Genomic DNA, 18,212 nt, shown 5'->3' with positions numbered 1-18,212 from the left:
CAGCTTCGGTGACGCCCAGTTCTTCGGGTCGTTGCCGGGGATCGGGGTGCGGCCGGCGGCGCCGGTGGTGGGGATCGTGCCGACCCCCGATGACCAGGGCTACTGGCTGGTCGGCCAGGACGGTGGGGTGTACGCCTTCGGGGACGCCTCGTACCTGGGGTCCGTGCCGGGTGCTGGCCTGCATCCCCGCAGCCCGGTGGTCGGGCTGGCCGACGCCGGCTGACCCCGTGGGCCGCGGTCGCCGGAGGCAGGGCGGGGACGACGCCCAGGAGCAGGAGCTGCGGGCGCTGGTCGCCGAGCACGGGTCCTGGCTCGCCTCGTTCTGCCTCCGGTTGACCGCCGGTGACCGGCCCGCCGCCGAGGACCTCATGCAAGAGACCCTGGTGCGGGCCTGGCGACACCCCGAGGCCCTGGACGGCCACGGCGGCTCGGCTCGGGCCTGGCTGGCCACGGTGGCCCGGAACCTGGCGGTCGACCGCGGCCGGCGGCAGCGGCGGCGGCCACGGGAGGTCGGCCTGGAGGGGCTCGGTGGGGGACCTGGTGGCGAGGGGGTCCGCGGGGCGGCAGCCGGCCGGCTCGATCCCGGTTTCCCGGCACTCGACGAGGCCGACCAGCTGGTCGAGGCCGCCGTGGTGGCTGCTGCCGTCGAGCGGCTCTCGGCCGCCCACCGCGAGGTGCTCCAGCAGGTCGTGGTCGAGGGCCGCCCGGTGGCCGAGGTGGCCCGCACGCTGGGGGTCCCGGTGGGGACGGTGAAGAGCCGGGTCTACTACGGGCTGCGCAGCCTTCGCCTGGCCCTAGAGGAGCTGGCATGGCCGATCTGAGCCACCAGGCCATCCGGGAGCTCCTCGGCGCCTACCTCGTCGGAGCCCTCGCCGCCGACGAGCACGGCCTCGTGGCCGACCACCTGCGGGCCTGTCCGGGGTGCCAGGAGGAGCTGGCCGAGCTGGCCCCCCTGCCGGCCCTGCTCCGGCGGGTCGCACAGGGGAGCGGCGTGCTGCCCGGAGGCGCGCCGAGCGGCCCGGACCGTGCGGCGGCCGACCCCGGCGCAGCGGCCCCGGGCACGCCGGAGCACCGGGTCGAGGTCCTCTCGGCCCGTTGCCGACGAGCCGTCCGGGAGTGCCGCCGGCGGGTGCTCGGCCGGGTGGCCGTCGTGGTGGCCCTGAGCCTCGGCGCCGCAGGCCTGGCCTTCGGACTGGAGCAGAGCGCCACGGGGGCACCGGGCGCGGCCCAAGCCGCCGTCGTGGCGAGCGCCTTCCTCCGGGCGCCGAGGGGAGACGGGCCGGTCCTCGGGACGGTCCAGCTGGTGCCGAAGGCGTGGGGGACCGAAGTCGACCTGGTCCTTCGGGACCAGCCGACGAGCAGCACGACCCTGCGCTGCGTCCTTTTCGGGCCAGCGGGGCAGGTCGTGGCCGGCACCTGGCTCGCGGGTGCCCATCAGGCGGTCGTGACCATGGCGACGGCCTGGCGCTGGCGGAGCATCGAGCAGGTCGAGGTGCTGGCCGGTCCGCGCGTCATCGGGCGCGGGCACCTGAGCTCGAACGCACCCTGAGCCCGACCCCGATCGGGCCGGGGGCTACCCTCCAGGCGGTGCCCGTCGGTCGGTCGCGGAACGTCGAGCTGTCGGGCGGCGAGCAGCTGGTCCTCGAGGGGCAGCCGTCGTGGACCACGATCGGCTGGCCGGCCCTGGCCGGGGTGGCCGGACTCGGCCTCCTGGCTGCCCTGGTCGTCGTGGCCCCGACCTGGCCGGTCGCGCTGTGGTGGGTGCTGGCGGCCCTCGAAGGGATCCTGATCCTCTGGATCGGCGCCCGGCTCTGGCGGCGCTCCCGCACCTCTTACCAGCTGACCACCTGGCGGCTCCGGTGCCGAAGGGGCCTGTTCGGGCGGACCACCGTGGAACTGCTGCTCTCCCAGATCGGGGAGGTCGAGGTTCGACGCAGCGCCCTGGACTGGCTGCTTCGGCGGGGCAGCGTGGCGGTGCGGGCCGGGGGCGGCGAAGAGCTCGTCCTTGCCGGCCTGCCCCGGCCCCGGGCCTGGGAGGCTGCCCTCCGCGACGCCCTCGGGGCCTGGCGGTCGGCCGGGGCCCTGTGGCCCGGCGGCGCCGGGCTGCCCGGGCCGACCCGGGGGCCATGGACCGGCGAGCCCACCCCGCCGGCCGGCTGGGTCCTCCCGGGGCCGGGCGCGGGTGCCAGCGAGCCGGCGCGGCCCCCGGCGGCCCCCGGGGATGGCCGCAGCGTCGCCGAGCGGCTGCGGGAGCTCCAAGCCCTCTACGAGGAGGGTCTGCTGACCGCCGCCGAGTTCGAGGCCAAGCGGCGGTCCCTCCTGGCCGAGCTCTGAACCGACCAGCCGAGTTGACCGGGCGGTCCAGAGCGGGGGACCATGCCGGCATGGGGGAGGCAGGTGCTCGCCAGGAGGCCAGCGGAGCGGCCGAGGAGCCGAGGGCCGGGGTCGCCGAGCTCCTCGGCGGGGAGGTGCGGCTCTGCTACGAGCTGGTCGGCGACCCCGAAGGGCCGGTCATGGTGCTCGTCAACGGGCTGGGCGGCCAACTGATCGACTGGGACCCGAGCTTCCTGGCCGGTCTGCGAGCAGCCGGCCTGGCCACGCTGCGGTTCGACAACCGCGACGCCGGGCTCTCGAGCGGCGGGGACCCCCGGTTCCGGTTCGACCTGGGCGTGCTCTCCCGACGGGACCGGTCGGCCCTGGCCTACACCCTGGAGGACCTGGCCGACGACGTCGTCCGGCTGCTCGACGCCCTCGGGGTCCCCGACGCCCACGTGCTGGGGGTCTCCATGGGGGGCATGATCGCCCAGCTCGTGGCGATCCGGCACCCGAAGCGGGTCCGGAGCCTCTACTCGGTCATGTCGACCACCGGGGCGCCTGGCGTCGGCCAGCCGACCGAGGAGGCCGCGGCCTTGCTGACCCGGGGCGGTCCCTCGGACCGGGAGGGCTGGATCGAGTGGGAGCTGGCCAACCACCGGGTCCTCGGCTCGCCCGGATTCCCCGTCGACGACGAGGCCCTTCGGACCCGGGCAGCGGCCCGCTACGACCGGGCCTACCGGCCCGACGGGGTGGCGCGCCAGCTCATGGCCATCCTCCTGGCCGAGGACCGCACGGCCGCGCTCTCGGCCCTTCGCGTGCCGACCCTCGTGGTCCACGGGGCCGCCGACCCCCTGATCGACGTCTCGGGCGGCGAGGCCACCGCCAAGGCGGTGCCCGGGGCCCGGCTGGTCGTCGTGCCGGGCATGGGTCACGAGCTGCCCCCCGGGGCGATCCCCACGGTCCTCGACGCGGTCCTGGCCACCGTCAGAGCCGCGGACCCGCGGCTCGCCTGACCCGGGAGCCCCGAGCCGGCGGCGCCGGGGACGAGCCCGTCGCGTCACGAGAAGGAGGAACAGGTGAGCGGACCGCTCGAAGGGATCCGGGTCGTCGAGCTGGCCGGCATCGGCCCGGGCCCCTACTGCTGCATGCTCCTCGCCGACCTCGGCGCCGAGGTGCTCCGGGTCGAGCGCCTCGGTCGGCCCCCGGGCCCCGAACCCTCCTGGGACCTGCTGCTCCGAGGGCGGCAGTCGGTGGCCCTCGACCTCAAGCGACCCGAGGGGGTGGCGGCCGTGCTGGCCCTGGTGGAGCGGGCCGACGTGCTGGTGGAGGGCTGGCGGCCCCAGGTGGCCGAGCGCCTCGGGGTGGGCCCCGAGGCCTGCCTGGCCCGCAACCCCCGGCTGGTCTACGGCCGGATGACCGGCTGGGGTCAGGACGGGCCCCTGGCCGAGCGGGCCGGTCACGACATCGACTACATCGCCCTCGCCGGGGCCCTCTGGCCCATCGGCCGTGACGGTGACCGGCCGGTGCCGCCGCTGAACCTCGTCGGGGACTTCGGCGGCGGGGGACTGCTGTTGGCCTTCGGGATCTGCGCTGCCCTCGTCGAGCGGGCCCGCTCGGGTCGGGGTCAGGTGGTCGACGCCGCCATGGTCGACGGGGCCGCCTCGCTCACCACCATGCTCCACGGTTTTCTGCAGGCCGGCCTCTGGGAACGGGAGCGGGGCGCCAACCTCCTGGACAGCGGCGCGCCCTTCTACGAGGTCTACGAGACGGCCGACGGGCGATACATGGCCGTCGGGGCCATCGAACCCCAGTTCTACGCGGCCTTGCTGGAGGGCCTCGGCTTCGACCCGGCCGAGCTGCCCCCGCAGATGGACCGGGCGGCCTGGCCGGCCACGAAGGCCCGATTCGCCGAGCGTTTCTCGGAGCGGACCCAGGCCGAGTGGGAGGCCGTCTTCGCCGGCACCGACGCCTGCGTCGCCCCGGTCCGGGCCCCCTGGGAGGCGCCCGCCGACCCCCACTTGCGTGCCCGAGGCACCTTCGTGGAGGTCGCCGGGGTGACCCAGCCCGGCCCAGCCCCCCGGTTCTCCCGGACCCCCGGGGCTGTGCGCTGCCCACCCCCCCAGCCTGGTGCCGACGGCGGTCAGGCCCTTGTCGCCTGGGGGCTCGAGGAGACGACCGTCCGCCAGCTCGCCGACGCCGGTGTTCTCGGCCCCTCCGCCGAGGAGGCAGCCGGCGACGCTGGCCGCTGAGCGTGGAAGGATGAAGGAATGGACTGGCCCTGGCGGCAAAACCCGTGGTTCGAGACCGTGGCCGAGGCCCAGCGCCGGGCCCGCCGGCGCCTGCCCCGCTCGGTCTACGCGGCCCTCGTGGCCGGTTCCGAGCGAGGGGTGACCGTCGACGACAACGTCGCGGCCTTCGCCGAGCTGGGCTTCGCCCCGCACGTGGTCGGCCAGCCCCCGAAGCGGGACCTGGCGGTCGAGGTCCTCGGGCAGCGCCTGTCCATGCCGGTCCTCATCTCCCCCACCGGCGTCCAGGCCGTCCACCCCGAGGCCGAGGTGGCCGTGGCCCGGGCGGCAGCCAACCGAGGGGTGGCCATGGGACTCAGCTCCTTCGCCTCCAAGCCCCTCGAGGAGGTCGTGGCCGCCAACCCGCAGACCTTCTTCCAGGTCTACTGGGTCGGGGGCCGCGACGCCATCGCCCGCCGCCTGGACCGAGCCAAGCGAGCCGGGGTGGCCGGCGTGATCGTGACCCTCGACTGGTCCTTCGCCGTCGGCCGGGACTGGGGCAGCCCCTGGATCCCCGAGAAGCTCGACCTCCAGGCCATGGTAAAGCTCGCCCCCGAGGTCCTCGCCCGGCCCCGCTGGCTGGCCGAGTGGCTCCGCCACGGGCAGCTCCCGGACCTCACGGTCCCCAACATGGCCGAACCCGGCGAGCCCGCCCCGACCTTCTTCGGCGCCTACGGCCAGTGGATGCAGACCCCGCCCCCCACCTGGGACGACGTCCGCTGGCTGGTCGAGACCTGGGAAGGCCCCCTGCTCCTGAAGGGCGTCGTCCGGGTCGACGACGCGAAACGAGCCCGGGACTGCGGGGTGCGGGCCATCTCCGTCTCCAACCACGGCGGCAACAACCTCGACGGCACCCCCGCGACCATCCGGGCCCTGCCCGCCGTGGCCGACGCCGTCGGCGACGACGTCGAGGTGCTCCTCGACGGGGGGATCCGCCGCGGCGGCGACGTGGTGAAGGCCCTCTGCCTCGGAGCCAAGGCCGTCCTCATCGGCCGGGCCGCCCTCTGGGGCCTCGCAGCCAACGGCCAGGCCGGGGTCGAGAACGTCTTGGACCTGCTCCGCAGCGGCATCGAGTCCACCCTCATGGGCCTCGGCCGAGCCTCGGTCAAAGAGCTCGAACGCCGCGACGTCCTCGTGCCCCCCGGCTTCACCCGGGCGCTCGGCGCCGACGACCAGCCAAGCGGGGCCTGACGCACCGGGGCCTAACGCACCGGGGCCCGACCCACCGGGACTGCCCGATCAGGGCCGGTTCGCCGCCCCGCCGGTGAGCCGCACGCCGCTGAGCCGGACCGGCTGCCGAAAGGCCCGGGGACGCCCCATCGGGTCGTGCCCCGGCCCCGGGTCCGGCGCCGCGCCAGCGGGCAGCGCGGCCAGGGCCGCTTCGCCGTGCCCGAAGACGCACTCGGGGTCCGGCGCGCTGGCCGGCAAGCCGGTGAAGAACTTCGCCGCCATGCAACCGCCTCGGCACGCCTCGTAAGCGCCGCAGGCGCTGCACGCGCTGCCGGCGTCGGGCTGACGCAAGCGAGCGAACAGGGGCGAGTCGCGCCACACCGCGGCGAACCCCCCCGGGTCGAGGACCGACCCGGCCCGGAACTCCGGGTGCAAGGCGAACGGGCACGCGTAGACATCCCCCACGGGATCGATCAGGCACACCACCCGGCCCGCCCCGCAGAGGTTCAAGCCCGCCAACGGTGCCCCGAGCGCCGAAAGGTGGAAGAACGAGTCCCCCGTGAGCACCTCGGGGTGGGCGAGCAGCCAGCGGTGCAAGATCCGCTGCTGTTCGGGTGTGGGCCGCAGCTCGGCCCAGCTGCGCGCTCCTCGACCCGAGGGCCGCAGCCGGGTGACCCGCAACTGGGCCCGGTGCTCCTCGGCCAACGCCAAGAACGCATCCAGTTGCGCCACGTTCTGGCGAGTCGCCACCACCGAGACCTTGAAACCGACCATGCCAGCGGCCGCCAGGTTGGCCATCGCCTGGCGAGCCGCCGCGTACGAGCCTGGTCCCCGGATCGCGTCGTTCGTGGCCGCATCAGCCCCGTCCAAGGAGACCTGCACGTCCACGTAGTCGCTCCCCGCCAACCGCTCCGCCCGATCCGGGGTCATGGTGGTGCCGTTCGTCGAGAACTTCACCCCCACGCCCTGGGTCACACACGCCTCCACCAGGTCGTAGAAGTCCCGGCGGATGGTCGGCTCACCACCCCCGATGTTCACGTAGAACACCCGCAGCGCAGCCAGCTGCTCGATGACCCCCAGGGCCTGCTCGGTGCTGAGCTCCCGAGGATCCCGGCGCCCCGAGGACGACAAGCAATGCACGCAGGCCAGGTTGCAGCCGTAGGTGAGCTCCCAGGTCAGACAGATCGGGGCGCCCAACCCGTCAGCCAAGGCCTCGGCCAGAGGCCGACCAGCCTCCCTCCGTGGCCGAAGGAACGTCAAGCGCCGGGTGGCGTAGTCGTAGCGCAGCTCGCCGAACCCCTCCGGCCGACGAGCCACCTGGCTCCCTGCAGCGAGGGTCACCGGCTCAGTAGACGCCGCACATGCCGTCGATGGAGAGCTCCTCGACGACCAACTCCTCGACCACCAGCTCCCCGTCCTCCGACGTCACCGGCTCGCCGTCCACGAGCTGCGCTCGGCGCTGGGCCTCTCCGGTGACCATTCCGCCCGGCACCTCCACGTCGCGTCCAGAACCAGCGAGGATCGTCATGAGCCGCATGCTAAAACGCCCGCTCCAAGACCGCCAGGACGAACACGTCGGCAGCGAGGGCGGGCTGCCCGTCAATCACAACAGATCACACAAACTCCACAACGGCCCAAGAACCCCAAGAACTCAGTCCACCGACGCCGGAGGTCGGTCCACCGACGTCGGAGGTCGGTCCAGTGATGGCGGAGCGCTGCGGACCCGGGCAAGGCCGGCTGCGGGGCGTCGCTCGGGGTCAGTGGAGGCGGACCACCGGACAGGTGATCGTCCGCGTGATGCCCTGGATGCGCTGGATCTGGCTGACCACCATGGTGCCCAGGTCGTCGACCGTGTCCGCCTCGACCCGCACCACGACGTCGTAGGGCCCGGTGACGTCCTCGGCGGAGACCACGCCGGGGAGGCGGCCGACCTCGCTGGCCACCGAGGCCGCCCGGCCGACCTCGGTCTGGATGAGGACGTAGGCGCTGACGGTCATGGGAGGGCCTCAGTCCGCCTGGGCGAGCCGGTGCTCGAGGGCGTCGAGCTGGGCAGCCAACTCGGCCGGGAGCCGATCCCCGAAGCGGGCGTAGTGCTCCTTGATGAGGGGCACCTCGGCCCGCCAGCCTTCGAGGTCGACCCGGAGCAGCTCGGCCATGTCCTCCTGGGAGACGGCCAGACCGGTGGTGTCGATGGCGTCAGGGGTGGGCAGGTTCCCGATGGGGGTGGAGACGGCCTCGGCCGTCCCGGCGACCCGACCGAAGATCCAGGCGAGGACTCGGGAGTTCTCGCCGTAGCCGGGCCAGAGGAACCGGCCCTCGGCGTCGCGTCGGAACCAGTTGACGAAGTAGAGGCGAGGCAGCTTCTCGGGTTCGGCCTTGGCGCCGATGCGGAGCCAGTGGGCGAAGTAGTCGGCCATGTTGTAGCCGCAGAAGGGCAGCATGGCGAAGGGGTCGCGCCGGAGCGCCCCGACCGCCCCGGTGGCGGCGGCGGTGGTCTCGGAGGCCATGATGGACCCAAGGAAGACGCCGTGGGACCAGTCGAAGGCCTCGGTCACGAGGGGCACGACGCTGCGGCGCCGGCCGCCGAAGAGGATGGCCGAGATGGGCACACCCCGAGGGTCCTCCCACTCGGGGGCGCACGCCGGGTTCTGGTCGGCGGGCACGGTGAAACGCGCGTTGGGGTGGGCGGCTGGACCCTGGCTGGAGGGCGTCCAGTCCTCGCGCTTCCAGCTGGTCAGGTGGGCGGGAGGCTCCTCGGTCATGCCTTCCCACCAGACGTCCCCGTCGTCGGTCAGGGCCGTGTTGGTGAAGATGGTGTTGCGGCGAAGGGTGGCCATGGCGTTGGGGTTGGTCTGGTCGTTCGTGCCGGGGGCCACCCCGAAGAAGCCGGCCTCGGGGTTGATGGCGTAGAGGCGGCCGTCCTCACCGAACTTCATCCAGCAGATGTCGTCGCCGATGGTCTCGACCTTCCAGCCGGGCAGGGTGGGGACCAGCATGGCGAGGTTGGTCTTGCCGCAGGCTGAGGGGAAGGCACCGGTGACGTAGCGGACCTCGCCGTCGGGGGAGGTCAGCTTGAGGATGAGCATGTGCTCGGCGAGCCAGCCGTCGTCGCGGGCCATGACCGAGGCGATGCGCAAGGCGAAGCACTTCTTGCCGAGGAGGGCGTTGCCGCCGTAGCCCGAGCCGTAGGACCAGATCTCGCGGGTCTCGGGGAAGTGGACGATGTACTTCTTCTCGTTGTCGGGGTTGCACGGCCAGGGCACGTCGGCCTGACCGGGCTCGAGGGGTGCGCCGACGGAGTGGAGGCACGGCACGAAGGTCCCCTGGGGGCCCAGGTGGTCGAGGACCGCCTGGCCCATGCGGGTCATGATGCGCATGGAGACCACGACGTAGGGCGAGTCAGTGATCTCGACGCCGATGTGGGAGATGGGGGAGCCGAGGGGGCCCATGGAGAAGGGCACGACGTACATGGTTCGGCCCCGCATGGAGCCTCGGAAGAGTTCGGTCAAGGTGGCCCGCATCTCGACGGGGTCCCGCCAGTGGTTCGTGGGTCCGGCGTCGGCGGGGTCCTGGCTGCAGATGAAGGTCCGGTCCTCCACTCGGGCCACGTCCGACGGATCCGAGCACGCCCAGTAGCTCGCCGGCCGCTTTGCGTCGGAAAGGCGGGTGAAGGTGCCGTTGTCGACGAGGAGCTGGCAGAGCCGCTCGTACTCCTCGGGGGAGCCGTCGCACCACTCGACCCGCTCCGGGGTGGTCAGGGCCGCCACCTCCTCCACCCAGTCGAGCAGCTTGCGGTTGGTCGTGGGTGCCATGGACGCTCCTCCCTTCGGCCCGAGCGCTCGTCGAGGTCGTCCCGCCCGCCCCGTCGCCGAGGGGGGCAGGCCTGGACGATCCACCGACCCCGGGTTCGACGGCAGACCGGCCGGTGCCGGCCCCCGCACTCCGCTGGATCCCCTCATGGTAGGCATGGAGCGTGGTCGTCCCCAATTCGGTCCCTCCTGGTTCCTCGGAGACGGCCACCGCGGGTGGGCGCCAGGGGGGATGGTCGGGTGGCGAGACGGGCGTGCTCGGACGGCTGTTGGCCCGCTTGCCGAGAGCACCGGCGGGCGAGCGCTGGGCCGGGGACGACGCGGCGGTGCTCGAGGTGGCCCCGGGTCGCTGCGTGGTGAGCTGCGACACCGCGGTGGCGGGGGTCCACGCCGACCTGGGGGTGCTCAGCGAGGCGGACCTGGGGTGGCGGGCGGTGGCCGGGGCCCTGTCGGACCTGGCGGCCATGGCGGCCGAACCGGTGGGCGTGCTGCTCGGCCTGACGGTGCCCCGGGACGGTGCACCGGAGGCGGTCCTGGAGGGCGCCGTGGCCTGCGCCGAGGCCCACGGGGTGCCGGTGGTCGGGGGCGACCTGTCCGAGGCTCCGGTGGTGACGCTGTGCGTGAGCGTCGTCGGTCGGACGGCGACGGCGTTCGGCCCGGTGGGTCGGGACGGCGCCCGCCCGGGCGACTGGCTGGCGCTGACCGGTCCTGTGGGGGCCGCGGCCGCCGGGTTGCGGGTGCTGCGGGAGGCCGGCACCCGCGATGGCCGGCTCGACCCGAACCGGGGAGGGTGCGCGCCGGGCGAGGAGCCGCCGGGGGCCGCGTGGGCGGACCTGGTCCGGGCGCATCGGCGGCCCCGGGCTCGCCTGGCCGAGGGCCTGGCCGCGGGCCGAGCCGGGGTGAGGGCCATGGTGGACGTCTCCGACGGCCTGGCCTTGGACCTGCACCGCCTGGCGGACGCTTCGGGGGTGGGCGTGGTCCTCTGGGACGTGCCGGTGGTGCCAGGGGCCAGGTTCGAGGAGGCCCTGGGGGGTGGGGAGGACTACGAGCTGGTCATGGCCACTGCTGACCTGGCGCGCCTGCGGGCTGGCTTCGCCCGGGCCGGCCTGCCGGAACCGCTGGTGGTGGGCCGAGTGGTGGCCGACCCCGACCACCGGACCTGGCGGGGCGAGCCGTTGCCCCGGGCTGGGTACGAGCACGGACGGGCGCAGGGCCCGGCTGGGAGCGCCTAGGAGCGTGTCCCCCAGACCAGGCCGGCCTCCTGGACCACCCGGCGGGTTCCCACCGCTTCGAAGCCGGCGCGGCGGAGGAACTCGGCCCAGGTCTCCGGTGGCACGGGTCGCTCCTGGAGGCGGAAGGTGAAGCGGGCGGCGTTCTTCGCGACCCGCCAGACGCCGGCGGGTCCCCGGCGCAGGAGCTGGCGGACCTTGGCGGCGATGACGGCCCGGTCCTCGGGGCTGGCGCCGCGACCCAGCATGAGGTCGCCGACGACCAGCCGGCCTCCGGGCCGCAGCCAGCGGCGAGCGGCGGCCACGACGAGCTGCTTGTCGGCGTCCCGGAGGTGGTGAAGGGCATAGTGGCTGACGACCAGGTCCACCGAGGCCGGGGGCAGGGCGAGGGACTCGATGGGCTGGACGAGGACCTCGATCGTCTCGATCCCGGCGTCTGCCGCCCGGCGGCGGAGCTCCTCGGCCATCTGGGGACTGACGTCCACGGCCAGGACCTGGTCGGCTCGGGGGGCCAGGGCCAGGCTGAGCTGACCGGAACCCGCCCCGAGGTCGACGACCCGGCCCAGGGGCCCGGGTCCGATCTCCTTGAGGAGGCTGGCCAGGGACCGACTGAGCCCGGGGTTGGCCGCCACGTGGCCCTGCCAGTGGGCCGCCCGCCGGTCCCAGCGCCGGCGCTGGCGGCGGGCCACGGCCGGTTCGGGGCCGGGGAGCGGGCCAGGCTGCCAGGGGCTCGGCGCCAAGGAATCCGGCTCGGTCGTGTGGCTGGTCTCGCTGCGCATGGTGGTCCCTCCCTCGGCCGGGCCCGCCCAGCGGACCCAAGGGGCAGCCTGACGGGTCGGCCTGAAGGGCCCTTGACGGGGAGCTGACGGCTCGATGACGGGCCCGATCCGGGGCGCGGTGGCGCCGGGGGGACGCGAGCGGCGTGCCAGGATCGGCCCCATGCCCGCGTGGGCAGGCACGGGGAGGTCGACGCCGAGAAGCGCCAGGAGGCTGCGCCCTCGGCGCGCCGCGGGCCTCGTCGCGCTGCTCGTCGCCCTCGGCGGCCTGCTCCTCGGGGCCTGCGGACTCGGCGGGGCCAGGGTCGGTGCCGGGGGGCCTCGGTCGACGGCATCGTCCAGTGCGGCGCCCCCCAGCTCGACGCCCGACAGCAGCAGGGCGACGTCCGGCAGCCGGCCGGGGCGGACGGCGTCGAGGGGGGGGCCGGCGCTCGAGGAGCTGACCATGGCGCTGACGGTGCCGGCGGCGGGGGACCGGCCGGCCCTGGTGGTGCCGACGACGATCTGGATGCGGCGAGGCCCGGGCGTCGGGCCCGCGCCCTTGGTGGTCTTCGCCCCGGGGTACCTCCAGTGCGTGGACCAGTACACCGGGTTGTTGCGGAGCTGGGCCGAGGTGGGCTTCGTGGTGGCCGCGTTGACCTTCCCTGCCACGAGCTGCCAGGCCAGCCCGGGAGAGGAGTGGACGGTCCTCTGGCAGCCGGCCGAGCTGGCCAGCGTGGCGGCCAGCCTGGAGGCGGCCAGCGAGAACGGCCAGCCGGGGGACGGAGCCCTGCGGGGGCGGCTGGTGCCCGGCGTGGTCGCGGTGGCCGGCCACTCCGACGGCGCCGACGCGGCGGCAGCGGCGGCCTTCAACAGCGCGAGCCGGGACCCGTTGTTCCGGGCGGCGGTGGTGCTCGCCGGCGCCGAGTTGGCCTCCTACGGCGGGAGCTGGTTCCCGCCGACGAGCCCGCCGCTGCTCGTGGTCCAGGGCAGCGCCGACCCGGTGAACCCGCCGAGCGACGCCCTGGCGCTCTACGACGCCGATCAGAGCGGACCGAAGGCGCTGCTGTGGCTCGAGGGGGCTGGGCACTTCCAGCCTTACGAGGGGCAGGGACCTGAGGAGCAGCTGGTCGCGGCCGCCACGACCGACTTCCTTCGCTGGGCCCTCGAGGGCGACGCGGGTGCGTTGGCCGCCCTGGAGGCCCTCGGCCAGGGAGCCGATGCGCGCCTCAGCCTGGGCGGTGGGCTCGGCACTGCAGCCGAGCCGGTGGGCTAGGCCTCGTCGTGGGCGTGCCCCTCGGCGGACCAGCGGCGGCGCGGGGGCTTCACGACCTTGCCGGCCCGGAGGCAGGACGTGCAGACGGCGAGCCGCCGCGGGGTGCCGTTCACGAGGGCCCGGACCCGCTGGACGTTGGGGTCCCAGCGGCGCTTGGTCCTGCGGTGGGAGTGGCTGAGACGCATGCCGAAGGACGGGTGCTTGCCACAGATCTCGCAGACGGCGGCCACGGCGGACTCCTCACGGTGAAGGTCGAGGTCGGGCGACCAGGTTAGCATCGGTCGGCGTGGCAGCCCCGACGAGCTGGGAGGCCCGGGACCTGGCCGAGGCCTTCCGTGCAGCCGCCAGGGCCCTGGCCGAGCACCGGGACCGGCTGAACGCCTTGAACGTCTACCCGGTGCCCGACGGTGACACCGGCACGAACATGGCCCTGACCCTGCGGTCGGTGGTCGAGGAGCTCGACGCCCTAGGGCCGGAGCCGGCCATGGGCGAGGTGTGCACGGCGGCGGCCCGGGGATCCCTGATGGGCGCCCGGGGCAACTCCGGGGTGATCCTCTCGCAGCTGGTCCGGGGCATCGCCCAGGTGGCGGCCGAGGCGGAGCGGCTGGGGGGCGAACAGCTGGCCGAGGCCCTGGCCACGGCCAGCCGGCTCGCCGACGAGGCGGTCCTGCGACCGGTCGAGGGAACGGTCCTCTCGGTGGCGAGGGCGGCCGCCGAGGGGGCTCGGCGGGCAGCTGGGCAGGCAGGCCCGGGCCTGGCAGCGGTGCTGGCCGGGGCCCGGGAAGCGGCGGCCGAAGCCCTGGCGAGGACCCCCGAACAGCTGCCCGTGCTGCGGGCCGCCGGGGTGGTCGACGCCGGGGGAGCGGGGTTCCTGCTCCTGCTGGACGCCTGGCGTTGCGTGGCGGACGGGACCCCGGTGCCCCCGCCCCCTGCCCGGCAGGGCGACGGGCCGGAGGCGGCCCCCTTGGCGATCGGTGCCGACCTGGCAGCGGCGGGGACCCGTCCGGGGGGCGACGAGGGCGCCGAGGGCCACAGCGAGCTGCGCTACGAGGTCATGTACCTCCTGGAGGCCCCGGACGAGGCCATCGAGGGGTTCCGGGAGGTGTGGGCCGGGCTGGGTGACTCCATCGTGGTGGTCGGCGGCGAGGGGCTTTGGAACTGCCACATCCACACCGACGACGTCGGGCCGGCCATCGAAGCGGCCCTGGACGTGGGCCGCCCCCGGGACATCCGGGTCACGGACCTGCGCGAGCAGGTGGAGGAGCTGCGCTGGGTGCAGGAGCAGGCCGCTGGACAGCCGTCGGCCGAGCCGAGCGGGACCCCGCCGAGGACCGCCGTGGTGGCAGTCTGCGCTGGCGAGGGCATTCGGCGGATCTTCCGGTCGCTCGGGGTCCGGCACTTCGTGACCGGCGGGCAGGCCATGAACCCCTCGACCCAGGAGCTGCTGGCGGCCGTCCAGGGCAGCGGCTCGGCCGAGGTGGTGCTGCTGCCGAACAACGAGAACGTCCACCCGGTGGCCCTCCAGGTCGCAGCCCTGGCCGACCGGCCGGTGAAGGTGGTGCCGACCAGCTCCATCGTCGAGGGGTTCGCTGCCCTCTTGGAGTACGACCCCGAGGCCGGCGCCGAGGAGAACGCCCGGCTGATGGCCGCCTCGGCCCGGCGGGTGGTGCCAGGGGCGGTGGTCCAGGCGGTCCGAGCCTCGGCCGAGGGGCCCGGAGGGCCGATCCGAGCGGGGGACTGGCTGGGCTTGAGCCGGGACGGAGTGGCGGTGGTCGGGACCAGTCTCTTCGAGGCGGCCAGCGGCCTTCTGGGCAAGCTGGTCGAGGAAGGCCACGAGCTGGTGACCATCATCGAGGGCGAGGGCGCGAGCGCCGCCGAGAGCCGGCGGCTGTCGGAGTGGCTGGCCGAGGCCTTCCCGGGGGTCGCCGTCGAGGTCCACCACGGTGGCCAGCCGGTCTACCCCTACCTCTTCGGGGTCGAGTAGACCCATTGGCGGGCGTGGTCGAGGGACCCCCTGGGCGACGGTTGAGCCAGCTGGCCCGGCTGGAGGTCGGGGTGCTGCAGGGCTGTGGCCCGGTGCGCCAGCGGCGGCTGGCCGAGATGGGCGTGACGAGCGTCTTGGACCTCCTCACCACCTACCCGCTTCGGTATCGGGACCAGCGGCGGCTGGCCCAGGTGGCCGAACTGGTCCCCGGCGAGGCGGCATGGGTCCGTGCGGTGGTCCGGCGGGCCCGGCTGGTGCCGAGCCGGGGACGGCAGCGGGTGGAGCTGGTGGTGGCCGACTCAAGCGGGGCCCTCACGGTCACGTTCTTCAACCAGCGCTTCCGGCTGCGGCAGTTGCCGGAGGGCACCGAGGCGCTCTTCTACGGGCCGCTGCAGGTGTTCCGGGGCAGACGCCAGCTGACGAACCCTCAGGTGGACCTGGAGGGGCGGCGCAGCGGCCGCATCGCTCCCCAGTACCCGGCCTCGGAGCGGGCTGGGGTGGCCAGCTGGGAGATCGCCCAGCTGGTCGAGGAGGCCCTGGACCGAGCCGGCCGGTTCGCCGATCCGGTCCCCGAAGCCTGGCGCAGCCGCCTGGGTCTGGTGGATCGGACCCAGGCGTTCTCCGGCATCCACCGGCCCGAGCGGTTGCGGGACGCAGCGCTGGCCCGGCGACGGCTGGCCTTCGACGAGCTGCTGCGGCTCCAGGTGGACGTGCTGCGGCGCCGGTTGGTCCTCGAGGCCGGGACCCGGGGCGTCGTCCACCGGGCGGCCGCGGCACCCGGGGGTTCGGCCCTGGTGCGGGAGCTGCTGGCCCGGCTGCCCTTCGCGCTGACGGGGGCCCAGGAGCGGGCCATCGACCAGGTCCTGGCGGACATGGCCCGTCCTCGGCCGATGCACCGGCTGCTCCAGGGCGACGTGGGCTCGGGCAAGACGCTGGTGGCTGCCGCCGCCCTGGCCTGCTGCGCCGAGGGTGGCTACCAGGGGGTGCTGCTGGCCCCGACGGAAGTGCTGGCCGAGCAGCACCACCGGAGCCTGCTGCGGCTGCTCGGCGAGCTCGAGGTCGAGGATCCTGGGGCCCTCGGGGGTCGGCGGCCCCTGGCCGTGGGCCTGCTGACGGGTCGCCTGCCCGCCGGCCAGCGACGGCAGCTCCTGGAGCGGCTGGAGGCTGGGCAGCTGGACGTGGTGGTGGGGACCCACGCCGTGCTGACCCCAGCGGTCGAGTTGCCCCGGCTGGGGCTGGTGGTGGTCGACGAGCAGCACCGCTTCGGGGTGGCGCAGCGGGCCGAGCTGCGGGCCCGGCAGGAGGCGGCCGGTCGGGCGGTGCCGGACCTGCTGGTCATGACGGCCACCCCGATCCCCCGGACCGCGGCCATGACGGTCCTCGGGGACCTCGAGGTCACCGAGCTCGACGAGCTGCCCCCCGGCCGCCAGCCGGTCGAGACCCGCTGGCTGCGGACCCCCAGCGAGCAGGCCGAGGCCTGGGAGCGGGTCCGGCAGGAGGTGGCGAAGGGCCATCGGGCCTACGTGGTCTGTCCGCTGGTCGCCGACGGCGGGGCCAAGGAGGCCAAGGCGGCAGCCGCCGAGCGGGAGCGGCTGGCCAGCGCGGAGCTGGCCGGCATCCCCCTCGGGCTGCTCCACGGACAGCTGCCGGCCGACGAGAAGGAGGCCGCGCTGGCGGCCTTCGCCGAAGGTCGGACCCCGGTGCTGGTGGCCACCACCGTCGTGGAGGTCGGTGTGGACGTGCCCGAGGCCACGGTCATGGTGGTGGAGGACGCCGGGCAGTTCGGCATCGCGCAGCTCCACCAGCTCCGCGGCCGGGTGGGCCGGTCGGCTCGGCCCTCGTGGTGCTACCTGCTGGCCTCGGAGCTGACCGGCGAGACCCGGACCCGGCTGGAGGCCCTGGAGGCCACGACCGACGGCTTCGCACTGGCCGAGATCGACCTGGAGCTTCGTGGTGAGGGCACGGTGCTCGGCACCCGGCAGCGGGGTCGCTCGGACCTCAAGCTGGCGAGCCTCCGGCGCAAGCACCGTGGCCTGGTGGCCCAGGCCCGGGCCGTGGCCGAGGACCTGGTCGGCGAGGACCCGGATCTGACGGCCCAGCCGCTCCTGCGGGACGAGGTCGACTGCCTGCTCGGGGGGACCGGGGCCTACCTGGGCACGGGCTAGGACTCGGGGCGCAGGGGCGTGGGGATGCGAATCGTCGCCGGACGGTTCCGGGGTCGGACCCTCCTGGGTCCCCCGCACCGGGGGACCCGGCCGACCCAGGACCGGGTCCGTGAGGCCATCTTCGACCTCCTGGGCAGCCAGCTCGGCCCCGGGGGGCTGGTCGGGGCGGTGGCCCTGGACCTCTACGCCGGGACCGGGGCCCTTGGGATCGAGGCTCTCTCCCGGGGGGCTGCCCGGGCGGTCTTCGTGGAGCAGGACCCTCGGGTGCTCGGGGTCCTGGTGCAGAACCTTCGGCGGGTCCTCGACCCCGAGGAGGTGGTCGTGCAGCGCTTCCCTTCGGGGCCCCGGCCCGGTTCCCTGGAGCGGGCCCCCACGGCCCTCGTGGTGGGGAGCAGCGTGGAACGCTGGCTGGCCAGGGCCCCCGCCCAGGGCGCGCGCCTGGTGCTCTGCGATCCTCCCTACGCCTTCGCCGACTGGCCGGGCCTCCTGCGGGGCCTGGCCCGGCACCTGGGCCCCGGGGGCCTGGTCGTGGCCGAGTCCGACCGGCCCCTCCCCGCAGGGCCCTGGACGGTCCGCGTGGCCCGCCGCTACGGCGGTACGCTCGTGCACGTGGCCGAGCTCGACGACGCCGAGGGGCCGGTGGCGGCCGGCGAGCCAGGGGCTGCCGACCGATGAAGGTGGCCCTCTTCCCGGGCTCCTTCGACCCCTTCCACAACGGTCATCTGGAAGTGGTCGAGCGGGCTGGCAAGCTCTTCGACCAGGTCGTGGTGGCAGCCCTCCGGAACCCCCAGAAGGCCGAGCCGCTGTTCAGCCTGGCCGAGCGAGAAGAGATGCTCAAGGAGGCCCTGGCCCACCTGGAGAACGTCCGGATCGTCTCGGTGGCCACCTTGGTGGTGAACGTGGCCCAGGAGGTGGGGGCCTCGGTCATCGTGAAGGGCCTCCGGGCGGTCTCCGACTTCGAGAACGAGTTGCAGATGGCCCAGATGAACCGACAGCTGGCCGGGGTTGAGACGGTGTTCATCCCGACCAGCTCGGATTCGTCCTTCATCGCATCGCGCCTCCTCCGGGAGGTGGCCCGTCTGGGCGGCGACGTGTCGGCCTTCGTGCCCAAGGCGGTGCTCGAGCGGCTCGACCAGCGGTTCCCGCGGTGAGGGACCGGGCAGGGGCTGGCTGGTCGTCGATCCTCGGTGCTCCGCCGGCTGGCCGGCGGTCGCGTGGACCTC

The 18,212-nt window shown here is 74.7% G+C and carries 19 protein-coding genes; 13 read left to right on the top strand and 6 right to left on the bottom strand.

Features of this window, described 5'->3' with window-relative positions:
* The 7 genes from Acit_RS11010 to mftD all read left to right on the top strand — a co-directional run.
* Positions 1-223, top strand: a 223-nt coding sequence (locus Acit_RS11010) for a hypothetical protein (RefSeq protein WP_248109036.1), incomplete at its 5' end; no start/stop codon positions are given.
* Positions 224-227: 4 nt separating this feature from the next.
* The gene (locus tag Acit_RS11005; RefSeq protein WP_248109034.1) at positions 228-821 is read left to right on the top strand and encodes a sigma-70 family RNA polymerase sigma factor; all 594 of its coding nucleotides are present in this window, start codon (positions 228-230) and stop codon (positions 819-821) included.
* Positions 809-1,549: an anti-sigma factor family protein gene (locus Acit_RS11000; RefSeq protein WP_248109032.1), complete on the top strand. Its 741-nt coding sequence runs from the start codon at positions 809-811 to the stop codon at positions 1,547-1,549. The genes Acit_RS11005 and Acit_RS11000 overlap by 13 nt, the downstream gene beginning before the upstream one ends.
* A 38-nt stretch (positions 1,550-1,587) precedes the next feature.
* A complete protein-coding gene (locus Acit_RS13240; protein WP_312710516.1) occupies positions 1,588-2,334 on the top strand; it encodes a PH domain-containing protein in 747 nt (248 codons plus the stop codon).
* 50 nt (positions 2,335-2,384) lie between these two features.
* Positions 2,385-3,329 (top strand): alpha/beta fold hydrolase, encoded by a 945-nt coding sequence (locus tag Acit_RS10990; RefSeq protein ID WP_248109030.1) that lies wholly within the window; start codon positions 2,385-2,387, stop codon positions 3,327-3,329.
* A 63-nt stretch (positions 3,330-3,392) separates the two neighbouring features.
* Positions 3,393-4,565, top strand: a complete 1,173-nt coding sequence (locus Acit_RS10985) for a CaiB/BaiF CoA transferase family protein (protein ID WP_248109028.1) — start codon at positions 3,393-3,395, stop codon at positions 4,563-4,565.
* A gap of 18 nt (positions 4,566-4,583) precedes the next feature.
* Positions 4,584-5,792 carry a pre-mycofactocin synthase MftD gene (gene mftD / locus Acit_RS10980; RefSeq protein ID WP_248109026.1) on the top strand — a complete coding sequence of 403 codons (1,209 nt, stop codon included), beginning with the start codon at positions 4,584-4,586 and terminating at the stop codon, positions 5,790-5,792.
* 48 nt (positions 5,793-5,840) lie between these two features.
* On the opposite strand, the gene mftC is transcribed toward mftD, so the two are convergent.
* The 4 genes from mftC to Acit_RS10960 all read right to left on the bottom strand — a co-directional run bounded on the left by mftC (position 5,841) and on the right by Acit_RS10960 (position 9,583).
* Positions 5,841-7,112, bottom strand: coding sequence for a mycofactocin radical SAM maturase (mftC, locus tag Acit_RS10975; protein ID WP_248109024.1), 1,272 nt, complete (start codon positions 7,110-7,112; stop codon positions 5,841-5,843).
* Positions 7,113-7,116: 4 nt separating this feature from the next.
* A complete protein-coding gene (mftA, locus tag Acit_RS10970) occupies positions 7,117-7,251 on the bottom strand; it encodes a mycofactocin precursor MftA (RefSeq protein WP_376746051.1) in 135 nt (44 codons plus the stop codon).
* A gap of 277 nt (positions 7,252-7,528) precedes the next feature.
* Entirely contained in the window at positions 7,529-7,768 is a 240-nt protein-coding gene (locus Acit_RS10965) for an Lrp/AsnC family transcriptional regulator (protein WP_248109020.1), read from the bottom strand.
* A 9-nt stretch (positions 7,769-7,777) separates the two neighbouring features.
* A complete protein-coding gene (locus Acit_RS10960) occupies positions 7,778-9,583 on the bottom strand; it encodes a phosphoenolpyruvate carboxykinase (GTP) (protein WP_248109018.1) in 1,806 nt (601 codons plus the stop codon).
* A 251-nt stretch (positions 9,584-9,834) separates the two neighbouring features.
* Between Acit_RS10960 and thiL the strand changes: the two genes are divergently transcribed.
* Complete coding sequence (thiL, locus tag Acit_RS10955; RefSeq protein ID WP_248109016.1) at positions 9,835-10,812, top strand: thiamine-phosphate kinase; 978 nt, start codon at positions 9,835-9,837, stop codon at positions 10,810-10,812.
* On the opposite strand, the gene Acit_RS10950 is transcribed toward thiL, so the two are convergent.
* Positions 10,809-11,588, bottom strand: coding sequence for a class I SAM-dependent methyltransferase (locus Acit_RS10950; protein ID WP_248109014.1), 780 nt, complete (start codon positions 11,586-11,588; stop codon positions 10,809-10,811). The genes thiL and Acit_RS10950 overlap by 4 nt on opposite strands.
* Positions 11,589-12,030: 442 nt before the next feature.
* Here Acit_RS10950 and Acit_RS10945 point away from each other — a divergent pair, with 442 nt between their 5' ends.
* Positions 12,031-12,840, top strand: a complete 810-nt coding sequence (locus tag Acit_RS10945; protein ID WP_248109012.1) for an alpha/beta hydrolase — start codon at positions 12,031-12,033, stop codon at positions 12,838-12,840.
* On the opposite strand, the gene rpmB is transcribed toward Acit_RS10945, so the two are convergent.
* Complete coding sequence (rpmB, locus tag Acit_RS10940) at positions 12,837-13,070, bottom strand: 50S ribosomal protein L28 (RefSeq protein ID WP_248109010.1); 234 nt, start codon at positions 13,068-13,070, stop codon at positions 12,837-12,839. The genes Acit_RS10945 and rpmB overlap by 4 nt on opposite strands.
* 56 nt (positions 13,071-13,126) lie before the next feature.
* Here rpmB and Acit_RS10935 point away from each other — a divergent pair, with 56 nt between their 5' ends.
* The 4 genes from Acit_RS10935 to coaD are packed head-to-tail and all read left to right on the top strand — an operon-like array spanning position 13,127 to position 18,140.
* Entirely contained in the window at positions 13,127-14,824 is a 1,698-nt protein-coding gene (locus Acit_RS10935) for a fatty acid kinase ATP-binding subunit FakA (protein ID WP_248109008.1), read from the top strand.
* A gap of 41 nt (positions 14,825-14,865) precedes the next feature.
* Entirely contained in the window at positions 14,866-16,989 is a 2,124-nt protein-coding gene (recG, locus tag Acit_RS10930; protein ID WP_248109006.1) for an ATP-dependent DNA helicase RecG, read from the top strand.
* Between the two features lie 24 nt (positions 16,990-17,013).
* Positions 17,014-17,664 carry an RsmD family RNA methyltransferase gene (locus Acit_RS10925; RefSeq protein ID WP_248109004.1) on the top strand — a complete coding sequence of 217 codons (651 nt, stop codon included), beginning with the start codon at positions 17,014-17,016 and terminating at the stop codon, positions 17,662-17,664.
* Positions 17,661-18,140: a pantetheine-phosphate adenylyltransferase gene (coaD, locus tag Acit_RS10920; RefSeq protein ID WP_248109003.1), complete on the top strand. Its 480-nt coding sequence runs from the start codon at positions 17,661-17,663 to the stop codon at positions 18,138-18,140. Before Acit_RS10925 ends, coaD begins: the two co-directional genes overlap by 4 nt.
* Positions 18,141-18,212 lie beyond the last annotated feature (72 nt).

It is taken from the genome of Aciditerrimonas ferrireducens (assembly GCF_023130475.1).
Taxonomy (GTDB): domain Bacteria; phylum Actinomycetota; class Acidimicrobiia; order Acidimicrobiales; family UBA8190; genus Aciditerrimonas; species Aciditerrimonas ferrireducens.
Note: the sequence above shows the minus strand (reverse complement) of the source record. Positions and strands in the feature narration are given on the sequence as shown.